The 10,489-nt window shown below is 50.1% G+C and carries 9 protein-coding genes; 4 read left to right on the top strand and 5 right to left on the bottom strand.

Features of this window, described 5'->3' with window-relative positions; genetic code table 11:
- Window positions 1-287: 287 nt before the first annotated feature.
- The 4 genes from WC600_16445 (at window position 288) to WC600_16430 (ending at window position 3,911) form a co-directional block, all read left to right on the top strand.
- Window positions 288-677, top strand: coding sequence for a hypothetical protein (locus WC600_16445; protein MFA4904325.1), 390 nt, complete (start codon window positions 288-290; stop codon window positions 675-677).
- A 382-nt stretch (window positions 678-1,059) separates the two neighbouring features.
- Complete coding sequence (locus tag WC600_16440; protein MFA4904324.1) at window positions 1,060-1,521, top strand: universal stress protein; 462 nt, start codon at window positions 1,060-1,062, stop codon at window positions 1,519-1,521.
- A gap of 83 nt (window positions 1,522-1,604) precedes the next feature.
- The gene (gene gap / locus WC600_16435) at window positions 1,605-2,597 is read left to right on the top strand and encodes a type I glyceraldehyde-3-phosphate dehydrogenase (GenBank protein ID MFA4904323.1); all 993 of its coding nucleotides are present in this window, start codon (window positions 1,605-1,607) and stop codon (window positions 2,595-2,597) included.
- A 162-nt stretch (window positions 2,598-2,759) separates the two neighbouring features.
- Window positions 2,760-3,911 (top strand): hypothetical protein, encoded by a 1,152-nt coding sequence (locus WC600_16430; protein MFA4904322.1) that lies wholly within the window; start codon window positions 2,760-2,762, stop codon window positions 3,909-3,911.
- A gap of 191 nt (window positions 3,912-4,102) precedes the next feature.
- Here WC600_16430 and WC600_16425 read toward each other — a convergent pair whose 3' ends face one another.
- The 5 genes from WC600_16425 to WC600_16405 form a co-directional block, all read right to left on the bottom strand.
- Window positions 4,103-5,089 (bottom strand): lysylphosphatidylglycerol synthase domain-containing protein, encoded by a 987-nt coding sequence (locus WC600_16425; GenBank protein ID MFA4904321.1) that lies wholly within the window; start codon window positions 5,087-5,089, stop codon window positions 4,103-4,105.
- Between the two features lie 27 nt (window positions 5,090-5,116).
- Window positions 5,117-5,947, bottom strand: a complete 831-nt coding sequence (locus WC600_16420; protein MFA4904320.1) for a class I SAM-dependent methyltransferase — start codon at window positions 5,945-5,947, stop codon at window positions 5,117-5,119.
- Window positions 5,948-6,102: 155 nt separating this feature from the next.
- A complete protein-coding gene (locus WC600_16415) occupies window positions 6,103-7,242 on the bottom strand; it encodes a glycosyltransferase family 4 protein (GenBank protein MFA4904319.1) in 1,140 nt (379 codons plus the stop codon).
- A gap of 112 nt (window positions 7,243-7,354) precedes the next feature.
- The gene (locus WC600_16410) at window positions 7,355-8,326 is read right to left on the bottom strand and encodes a glycosyltransferase family 2 protein (protein ID MFA4904318.1); all 972 of its coding nucleotides are present in this window, start codon (window positions 8,324-8,326) and stop codon (window positions 7,355-7,357) included.
- A 183-nt stretch (window positions 8,327-8,509) separates the two neighbouring features.
- Window positions 8,510-10,192 carry a hypothetical protein gene (locus WC600_16405; GenBank protein ID MFA4904317.1) on the bottom strand — a complete coding sequence of 561 codons (1,683 nt, stop codon included), beginning with the start codon at window positions 10,190-10,192 and terminating at the stop codon, window positions 8,510-8,512.
- Window positions 10,193-10,489 lie beyond the last annotated feature (297 nt).

Genomic DNA, 10,489 nt, shown 5'->3' with positions numbered 1-10,489 from the left:
GCTCATACAGGTAATTTTGTTTTTGTAGGGGCGGACCTATGTGTCCGCCCTCATGGTGGCCGAACATGCAGGTACGATCCTACAAAACCGAAGCTATTTTTACTTCTATGGACGCAACTTGGTATTATCCCCCCCTTTGCCAAAGGGGGGTTAGGGGGGATTTCTCTGCCAACTGCTTCATCCATTCTGGCCCCCGTCCCCTCCCCAGGGTAAATTTCTGACCAGGTGGCACCGGCGTCCCGCTAGCACGGTACCATCAATCTCTAAAACCTTGAGGAGTGTCCCACATGCCCATAAAAAATTCTAAGAACCTTACCCCCCGGTCCGGCCTCTGTTCCGTCTGCCACCACCCATCTCAGGAAGAGATCGACCACGCCTTGATAAGTGGCATGTCTCTGCGCCCCCTGGCGGCCATGTACGGCCTCTCCCCTTCGGCGCTCTCCCGCCACACCAAGCATCTCCGCCGAGCCCTCGAGACCCAGCACCACCAGAACCACCAGGCCAAGCTCACCGCCGACCTGGACGAACTGGACCTCCTCCGGGTCCGCCTGGACCGCCTCTTCCGCAAGTCCGAAGACTCCCAGTCCCTCCACATCTCCTTGGGCTGCCTTCAGGAGTCCCTCAAACTCCTGGCCCTGCGCACCAGACTCCGCCACACCCTGGATGGCAGATATTAGCGTGTTCGCCCCAGCATCCCTCCTTCATTCCCCTCTCTCCTATTCTCCTCTCCCCTTGAGGCTTCCTTATTCCCCCTCCCCTTGTGGGAGGGGGTTAGGGGGAGGGGTAAACGACCAACTACCTTGTGCCCCAAGCCCCCTGCCCCTGTCCCGGCACGCCCTCGCCTTAACCCAGATTTACTGCGGATATACCATGACTTACCCACGCAAACCCGGCGCTTGCGCCCGGGATCACCTCGACCCAACCCCGGCACAACCCCGCGAGCCTCCCGCGCTCTGCCCAAGGATTTGCCCAAATATTATGGAAAATGCGGCCTTGCAACTCTCTTTTGGGGTGGTTAAATTGATTAAACAGCCCACGGGAGGAGGAAAATAAGTGTTCATGTTGCCCTTTAAGCGCATTCTTTGTCCCACCGATTTTAGTGAACCTGCCCTGGTTGCCTTAAAACGCGCCGAGGAACTGGCCCGGCATTTCTCGGCGGAATTGCTCGTAGCCCATGCCGTTCCGGAGTTGCCTGGCCCCCACGCCTACGCCGACCCGCCGGTGGCCACCAGTTTCGACGTGCCCTTGTATCAGCAAGAGCTGGCCATATATGCGGAGAAGATGCTCAAGGAGCTGGTGTCGCACCAGGTATCGCCGGAAGTGCGCACCCGGGATGTTGTGACCACGGGAGACCCCGCACCGGAAATCCTCCGGATCGCCGCGGCAGAGCACGTGGACCTCATCGTCATCGCCTCGCACGGCGAGACGGGCTGGCGGCGGCTGGTCTTCGGCTCCGTGGCCGAAAAGGTGGTGCGGCATGCGCCCTGCCCCGTGCTGACCATCACGGCGCCAGAAGAATAAAAATAATTAAAAAGCTCATTTGCGTATAATCAGGACATGAGACTATAATGGGCATGACATGAACTTTGTTGAGGAGGTTGGTTATGACCAAGGTGGCGATTAACGGTATGGGACGGATTGGCCGGGCAGCTTTCAAGGTAATTATGGACAACCCGGATTTGGAGCTGGTGGCGGTCAACGATCTGATGGAGCTGGGTAACCTGGTCTACTTGCTGAATTATGACACAGTGTATGGAGTATATAAGCATCGGGTGGCTGCCAGTGGCGACAACGTGGAAGTTGCTGGCAAGTCCATAAAATTCTTGAGTGTCAAGGACCCGGCTCAACTGCCCTGGAAAGACCTGGGGGTGGAGATCGCCTTGGAGTGCACCGGGCTGTTCACCCAGGCGGAGGGGCTGAGCAAACATATTGCCGCAGGGGCCAAATATGCGATGCTGTCGGCGCCACCCAAGGGACCGGAAGTCTGCTGCATCGTCCATGGAGTAACGAAGCCGGGGATCGATGACCGCATGATTTCCTGCGCGTCCTGCACCACCAACTGTATCACCCCGGTGGTCGAGGTCATGGGACGGCGGATCGGCATCAAGAAAGCGGTCATGACCACCATCCACGCCTACACTTCCTCCCAAGCCATGGTGGACGGCCCCAACAAGAAATGGCGGCGCGGCCGGGCCGGCGCAGCTAACCTGGTGCCCACCTCCACAGGCGCGGCGGTGGCCACCACCAATACGCTGCCCCAGTATAAAGGGAAATTCGACGGGGTCTCGGTACGCTGCCCTGTGCCGTGCGGTTCTTTGGCTGACCTGGTGTTCGTGACCGAGCGAACCACCACGGTGGAGGAAATCAACAAGATTTTTCTGGAAGAGTCCGAGGGGCGCTATAAGGGGATTTTAGAGTATGCCAAAGACCCCATCGTGTCGTCCGATATCATCATGAATCCCCATGCCTCCATTTTTGACCCCAGCATGACCCAGGTGGTGGACGGCGACCTGGTCAAAATTTTTAGCTGGTACGACAACGAGTGGGGTTATACCAATCAAATGGTGCGGGAGGCTGTGCGGCTCGCTAAAGGGTAAGCCGATGCCAGATGCCCCCTGGCTTGGTGCCGCCGACTCCCTCCACCCTGCGATAAGGGGTTGAGGGAGTTGAGGCATCGGGGGCCCACGCAGATTGCCTCAACGTCTCCGCTGCCACCCGGGTCTTCCAACAATCCCATCAGATGATCAGAGGAGGCGGATATGAGAATATTTACCCGAGAGGAGCTGAGGACCCTGGTAGAATCGTCCCAGGTGCCGTGTGTGTCCGTCTATATGCCTACCCACCGGATTCCCACGGAAAATCAACAAGACCGCACCCGGCTGAAAAATTTGTTGCGCCAGGCCCAAGAATCCCTCCAGGCTTACGGCCTGCGCCTGGCTGAGGCGGAGGCGCTCCTGGAACCGGCCACCCGGCTCTTGGGGGCTATCCCTTTCTGGAAAGACAAACGTGACGGGCTGGCCTTGTTCATCTCTCCCGGCATATTTCGCCAGTACCAGTTGCCCACCAGCTTCGAGTCCCTGGTGGTGGTGGCGCATCGTTTCCACGTAAAACCCCTTTTGGGTTTTCTGGGGGGCAAAGAGTTCTTTGTTTTGGCCCTGAGCCAGAATGCGGTCAAGCTTTTTGAGGGGTCCCCCTTTGGCCTCAGCGCCATCGACGACCCGGAGGGCGTACCCAAGAGTCTGGCGGACGCCCTGAAATACGATGAACTGATCAAGCAACTTCAATTTCGCACTGGCATCGGCACAGGCGGCGCCAGAGGCGAGCGGGCCGCCATGTTTCACGGCCAGAGCGCGGACGATGCCAAGGACAGAATCCAGCGGTATTTCCGCCAGATTGACCAGGGACTGCGGGACTTGTTGCGGGAGGCCCAGTCTCCCCTGGTTCTGGCCGGGGTCGAGTATCTCCTGCCGATTTACAAGGAAGTGAACACCTACCCGCACCTGCTGAACGGCGGGATTCCCGGCAACCCTGAAGGGGTGAACCCCGAGGATCTGCACCGGCAGGCCTGGGCCCAGGTGGAGCCTTACTTCAAACGGGAGCAAGAAGAGGCCGCGGCTCGCTATCGGCAACTGGCCGGCACTGGCAGAACCTCCTATGACCCCGGGGAGATCGTGCCCGCGGCGTATCATGGCCGGGTGGAGTGCCTGTTTGTGGCGGTGGCTCGCCAGCAATGGGGCGACTACGATCCGGGCGCCAACCAGGTGAACCTCCATGAGGCGCCCCAGCCCGGTAGCTTCGATCTCCTGGACTTGGCCGCCACCCAAACCTTGCTGAACGGCGGCGCGGTTTACGCCGTGGAGCCCTCCGAGGTGCCGGATGAGACGCTGCTCGCCGCCGTCTTCCGCTATTGAACGGCTGATACCAATCTGCGATCAAACAGGTAATTTAATTTTTGTAGGGGCGGACCTATGTGTCCGCCCTCAGGTTGGGCGCACACTCGGGTACTCCACTACAGACCGTGAGCTTTTCTTACTTCTATGAGCGCAACTTAGTATGAGGCTGGAGAATGCAGTAAAACCATTTTGAAATCAGCCCAACACGACTATAGGCATGATCGAAAAGAATCAAGACGGCCGATTTTCTGAAAACACCAGAGACCCAGGATGGCCTGAATGATGATTCCCAAAAAATGATAGACCAGGCTAAAGGCCAGCACTGTGGCGGCTCGGGCTTCGGGGTTGGCCAGCGGCACGTAAGGACTGATTAACAAGACCATGCTTCCCTGGAAAGTTCCCAGGCCTGCAGGGGTGATCGGTAGAGCACTGAGGAAAAGGATTACCGGGATCAGGATTATCCCCTTCAGCAAAGGGATTGGAATACCCCAAAGTTGAAGCGCTCCCCAAAAGGTGAGAATCAGGACCAAGACATGCGGCATTCTTCCTGCTGCCGCCCGCAAGTGGCCGCCTAAGCCGGCTTCCAAGAGAGGTGCAATCAGTCGCCAACTCTGCAAAAATCTGGGACGCAGCGAGACCACGCTCAGGTAAGCCAGGAGGCAGCCAGTCAACCCAAAGGCCAGAGAAGCGAACCTTGAAAAGCTCCCCCCGAAAAAAGCGCCGGCCAACACACCCAGGCAAGACATTAACAGAAACATACCGGAGTTTACGATGAGCAAAAACAGCATAATTCCGGCGGCCCGTACCGTTGGCACTCCGGAACGTTGTAGGTAAACACCGAAGGCCCCCTGTCCCAGAGAGTAATTGAGTAAGCCCAAGAGATAGGTGGCCCCGCGCACCAGAAAGATTTGGGAAAACCGTAGATTAAGACCTGTGACGGTCAGAGCCATATCCATAGCGTAGACGTCAGCCAGGAGGGCAAGGAGCACCACAAATACGCTATAGGCTCCCAACCAGAGCCACGGACCGGTCGCCAGGGCGTCCCATAAAGCTGCCCGGGGGATGCGGGCGAATAAATACGCCAGAATGGCCAGGGCCAGGAGGAGCGGCCACAATTTAGCCAGGAATCTCTTCAGGCCGGGAAAGGAGAAGCCAGTTACAGGAAGCCCTGGTGCCCTATCTTTAGAAGGAAACATGGTCGGTGATGAAGCCCCCGGAGCTCATTAATTATCCGTATGGGCAACTGCTACGATTATTCCAAAACCCCGGAACCGCTGCAAAAGGTAGTCAAGCCTTGAAAAGCCCCATAGAATTCTGAAAATGGCCACATAGGCCGAGAAGGCCATGCCCCCCTCTAGCTCTGCAATCTCTGACCAGGTCCATGACTTTCTATGGTATTTGAGGCGTTGGTACAATATATTAATAATGCTAATAATATCGGTAACAAGTCGAGTAAAAAAGCGCAAATAATATGCTGACTGTTTTATTATTAATCCATTTTTATTAAAAACTTTCCGCAATGAATTCTCATCGTAGCCCGACCTGAAATGGCGCTCCGGTCCCGGAAAATCGTGGACAGTTTTTATTCTCAGCACCTCCAAAAAACTTGCAAACCCCAACCCGCTGTATGGCACACTGACGACTGCTCGCCCAGACGGAGCAAGCACGCGCCCAATTTCATTTACAGCCGCCTGATCATCCTCCAGGTGCTCGAGCACTTCACTGCAAAGAATGTTTCTGAAAACGGCTGATTTGAAAGGCAGGTGAGTAGCTCTTGCCACTACACACATCGGGTAGATGCTGGGAGAAAGACGGGCAATCTTCTCCCGCAAATTGCGCAAGTTGGGCTCATGCAAGTCCAAACAGACTATACGCCGATCACCGAAGACACGGTAAGTTAAATAACCCGTACCGATACCAATATCAAGTATCGGGCCATCGCATTTAGGTCCTATCATTCTCTTAAGAATCGGAATTTTATCTTGCGTACATAAGTCATAGGCAGAAACTTGGAAATAGTGATCTATGGACGTTGCGAATTTATGAATATTCATAAGGATTATCTTTTGGAAAATTATAACGTTTGCCAAAAGTTTTTTCCTCTAATTCTCCTCTCCCCTTGTGGGAGAGGGTAGGGTGAGGGGTTAATAAGAAAAAACTTTTGGCAATGAGTATAAATATTAAAATATTTTCAATTAACATTATTCATTTATTCTTTTCTTGTTAAACTTCCAATTACCCGGAGATATCTATTTCCCATTAACTGGGTGCTCCACTTTTGTGCCACCAGCTCTCTGCCGTTTTTGCCGAGAGAAACGGCTAATCCGGGTATCTCAAATACCTGAGTTAATGCTTCAGAGAACGATGCTGCCAGTCGCTCCACCGGAAGACCAGCTTTCCCTTGTGCGAGGATCGCGGTGAAAGGCTCTCCTTTTGAAACCAAAACTGGCAATCCGGTAGCCAATGCCTCATGAACGGCCACCGGGAATCCTTCGCCATGCGAAGGCAATAAGAATACATCCGCGGCCTGGTAAACCAACTGCATGCGATCCTGGAAGATATAGGGGAACCAGGTGAGATTTTCTAGGACCGGAGGACGAAGCGGTCCATCGCCCACCATGAGAAAGTGCAGGTCAGGCCTCCCACGAACTACTTCCAGAAATAAGTCGACCCCCTTCTTTTCTACCAAACGGCCAACAAACAATACTACCTTAGGCCCGTTCTGTAAACCCAAACTCTGGCGAGCCAAAGCCCGTTCCTCAGAAGTAGGCGGATGATACCGCTCGATGTCTATCCCATAAGGGATTATAGTGGCGTTGTTGGGTGAGATTCCTAAAAATTCCCTGATGAACTCTTCAACCGGTGGAGTACAAAAGATTACGTGCGAGACTAAACGGATCACTGCTCGCCCAACGGTCCGGTAAGCCAGGTTCTCGATGGCGTTAAGTATTCTTGAACGGTAAGTGATAAAGCCAATATGCTGAGATAGGATACACGGCTTATGCGCTTTCCTTGCCAGTACTGCTGCTATTATATTGCCCATATAAAGACAGTCATGGATATGGAGGATATCGGCCCAATGAACGACTTGAGATATTTGACGCCACCCTTGAGGCCCCCATACAGGCCAGGGTACGCCAAGCCAGCGTTCGGACCAATTGCAGCATGAGACACGGATGCGCCCGTCATTGAAGCTCGGGGTAGTGGCTGGCTCCCGACTGGCCACCCAACGTACCTCGCAGCCCGCCTCTCGATATGCGTGAAAGAGGTTTTCCGCTAAAACTTCTAAACCTCCAAGATGTGGAGGCATGAAGCTGGTGATTATGCCGATTTTCGGCTTTGGGCTCAAGCTTCCCTCCAACGTTAGTTTCCTCTTTTTATAAGACTGTTAAGTTGGTGATTCTCTAGCCTAACAAAAAATACGATGCTCCCTTTCATTGTATGTCTTCCAAGTTATTGCTTTATGATTCAATATGAGAAGGCGAGTCTGTTCCAAAATGTTTCAACCAAAATTGTTGAAAAAAGCGCCGTTGTCGGGCCATAGTCTCTAATACCAACCCAACTCCTATCATTTGAAAGGCCAAAAGTTCTAAACTAGCTGCCAAAATAGCGGTTGGGAACCTGCCAACCATTCCAGTCTTATAAAAGTCCATAATTACTGGAATGCCTAATAGTAAACCTGCAAATATCAGCATCAACGATGCTGTTCCAAAAAACAACATCGGCCTACAGTCTCTAAAAATACTAAAAATAGTCTTGAATATCAGAAGTCCATCGCGGTAGGTACTTAACTTAGATATACTCTGCTGGGGCCTACTACCGTATGAAACAGGTATTTCACTTATTTGCAAATCAAACTCAAGCGCATGTAAAGTCATCTCAGTCTCAATTTCAAAGCCCCTACTTAAAAATGGCACCACCTTAGCATAATTTCTGGACAAAACCCTATAACCACTCAATACATCAGTAAGATTCGTATTAAATAATAGATTGATAATTTTAGTTATTAATTTATTGCCTAATTGGTGTAAAGGGCGAAAGGATCCCTTTGGATCAATAGGCCTTCTAACCCCAACAACCATAAAGGCTTTTTTTAAAATAATTTCCGAAATAAGCTTTGGTAATTCATTGGCATAATATGTAGAATCACCATCAACCAATATAAATAAATCGGCATCAACTTCATGCAAGAGGCGTCTTACCGCGTATCCTTTCCCCTTTCTTGACTCATACATGACAATGGCGCCAGCTGCCTCGGCTATTTGCGCTGTGCCATCATTTGAATTGTTATCACAAACATAGATATCGGCATCAGATAGGATATTACGGAAGTCAGAGATAACCGTGGCAATTGTAGCTGACTCGTTATAGCAGGGGATCAAAATGGCAATTCGATAATTCTTCGAGTATTTGGAGATATCATTCTTATACATTCCAGCATCCTTTCAGAAAAAATCCGCTTCAAATTAAATTATAGGTCAGAGACTAAATAAAATCCCAATTTAGATAATTATTTCTGCCCAGCTGCAGGGTTGTATTCTCTGGAGGGGCTGGAGTCCGATATTTCCCTTGACTACCTCGGTCAGAGAGTGGCTGATGGCTCCGTAAGCCTTGCCTCAAGGTGCTGCTGCTCCCTTTTCCTGCTCTTTTTCGGTTCCAGAAAGCCCACCTCTCACCAAGCCAAACCTCGCCAATTCTTCCGATTCAACTTTATACAACTTTCCCATCTTCTTCAGTCGTTCCAACTGGTGCTCGGACAATTTGTTACTGGAAAAAAACTTGGGCCGATTGCAGAGAAAGGGGTCGTTCCTGACAAAATCCTGCGAGTACCAGATTTCCTTTTTATCTATGAGAATAAAAGGTTCAGGCCGGCTCTTTAGGTAATGCATGCCGGCAGCAAAAGGACGGACAAAGGCTTCGGCCTGGACGCATCGGATGGGAAACTGGATGAATAGGCCCAATGCCAGGGTAACTACCATAAAATTAACGGCCTTTTCAACGCCGATGGTTTCCCGCAACTCATACCAGCCAGCCGCTGCCAGTAAGATGAGATTGCCCAGCACTCCATATATATAACGGTATCCCCAGCCATGTCCCTGGTCGGAAGCAAAAAAGAAATAAAACCCAAACGTCAGAGCGCATCCCCAGAACAAATCATGTTGAAGAGAACCTATCTGCCGCCATTTCCTGATGACCAAAAAAGCCAAAATAGTGATGGCCAGCGATTGCCATGATATTATCAAAAATAAATTAATGGGTTGAATTATTAATAATTGGATTAATCCTGGAGGACCAAATATCCTGACATGATTATTAGTTGAGCCGAGACTTGGAATGGGACAGATAACTTTCCAATAATAGAACCAAAATAAAACTCCCAGTCCATAAATCACGCCAACATAAAGGGAAAATTTCCAGGTCCGTTCCCTTAAAATGCGTAATAAAAATGGCGCCACAAACAAGGCGTGGACAAACGGGTTATGGACCCCCAAAGCAATAACGCCGATAATCGGCAAAAGAAACCCTAAAAATTCCTGCTTGTGAGTATAGCAATAGATCCAGACAATATTAAGGAGAAGATGGGCCGGCATTGAATATCCAGTCATGGAAGTTATCAAAAATTGTGAGGAAGACATCAACAGGAGCATGGCCAAGAGCGGTGCATTTTTCTCGCGAGGCCAGATATTTCTGGCTGCCAGTCCGATAAAGATCACGCTTAACGCGGCCAGAAATGGGTTTGTGACTGAAGCAAAACCCAATTTCAAGAAAAGAGCTCTAATGGCCGCATAAACCGGCAAATAGGCTTGATGCCAACTATGCGAACTGTTGTCATAGACCGTAAAGATAGGTTGTAATGAGGTAGCAAATTCCCGCCAGGGCTGTGCCACCACAGCTTTTAGTCTTCCAGCTGCAAATATCGCCGCCTGAAACTGAGGGGCATATTCATCCATGGCTAATGGGTAATTGTGAAAAACAATAAAGGTCCCGATAAACGTAATTATAAACGTAGCAACAGGTAAACAAAAATTAACTTTTGTTGTTAAGGTTAATACACTATGCTTTTTATGAACCGAAGCCATAAAGTTGATTTTATTTATTGCTAAATAGACAAGAGCGAGCATAATATAAATTAAAATGAAAATTAAAATCTCATATTTGGCGAATAATACATAAAATACACTGGGGTTTTCACTCCCGCTCAGTATATTTTTAATCAAAAACACATATAAAATAGCATAACTGTTTAACCAAGCAAAAGTGATAATCTCTCTATTTAGATATTTATTTGTATTTTGCATATATTCAAATAGCTATACGTATTATAATAGGTTGATAATGAGGCAAATACCTACCGATATAAGAAATTAACCAAGGAAACTAACTTTTTATTTGCCGAGAATATGAGTCAGCCAAGGCCAACGCGTTCAATAAAATGGGAACTCTGGTTCAGAGTTTTACACAAGAATTTTTCTCCTTTGAAAGCGAGATGCATGATAGCATAAATTTCGTCGAAAAAATAATTTTCCAAAACCATTTGGCATACCAAACTCCCAGAACCAATTACTTCATTACAGCCGAGCTTTTGAACCAATACC

It is taken from the genome of Desulfobaccales bacterium (assembly GCA_041648175.1).
Classification (GTDB): domain Bacteria; phylum Desulfobacterota; class Desulfobaccia; order Desulfobaccales; family 0-14-0-80-60-11; genus 0-14-0-80-60-11.
The sequence above is the reverse complement of the archived record's forward strand: the minus strand, read 5'-3'. Positions and strand labels throughout refer to the sequence as shown.

Coding starts and splice junctions, on each gene's coding strand:
- WC600_16445 (MFA4904325.1), top strand. CDS start 288: ATGCCCATAAAAAATTCTAAGAACCTTACCCCCCGGTCCGGCCTCTGT.
- WC600_16440 (MFA4904324.1), top strand. CDS start 1,060: ATGTTGCCCTTTAAGCGCATTCTTTGTCCCACCGATTTTAGTGAACCT.
- gap (MFA4904323.1), top strand. CDS start 1,605: ATGACCAAGGTGGCGATTAACGGTATGGGACGGATTGGCCGGGCAGCT.
- WC600_16430 (MFA4904322.1), top strand. CDS start 2,760: ATGAGAATATTTACCCGAGAGGAGCTGAGGACCCTGGTAGAATCGTCC.
- WC600_16425 (MFA4904321.1), bottom strand. CDS start 5,089: ATGTTTCCTTCTAAAGATAGGGCACCAGGGCTTCCTGTAACTGGCTTC.
- WC600_16420 (MFA4904320.1), bottom strand. CDS start 5,947: ATGAATATTCATAAATTCGCAACGTCCATAGATCACTATTTCCAAGTT.
- WC600_16410 (MFA4904318.1), bottom strand. CDS start 8,326: ATGTATAAGAATGATATCTCCAAATACTCGAAGAATTATCGAATTGCC.
- WC600_16405 (MFA4904317.1), bottom strand. CDS start 10,192: ATGCAAAATACAAATAAATATCTAAATAGAGAGATTATCACTTTTGCT.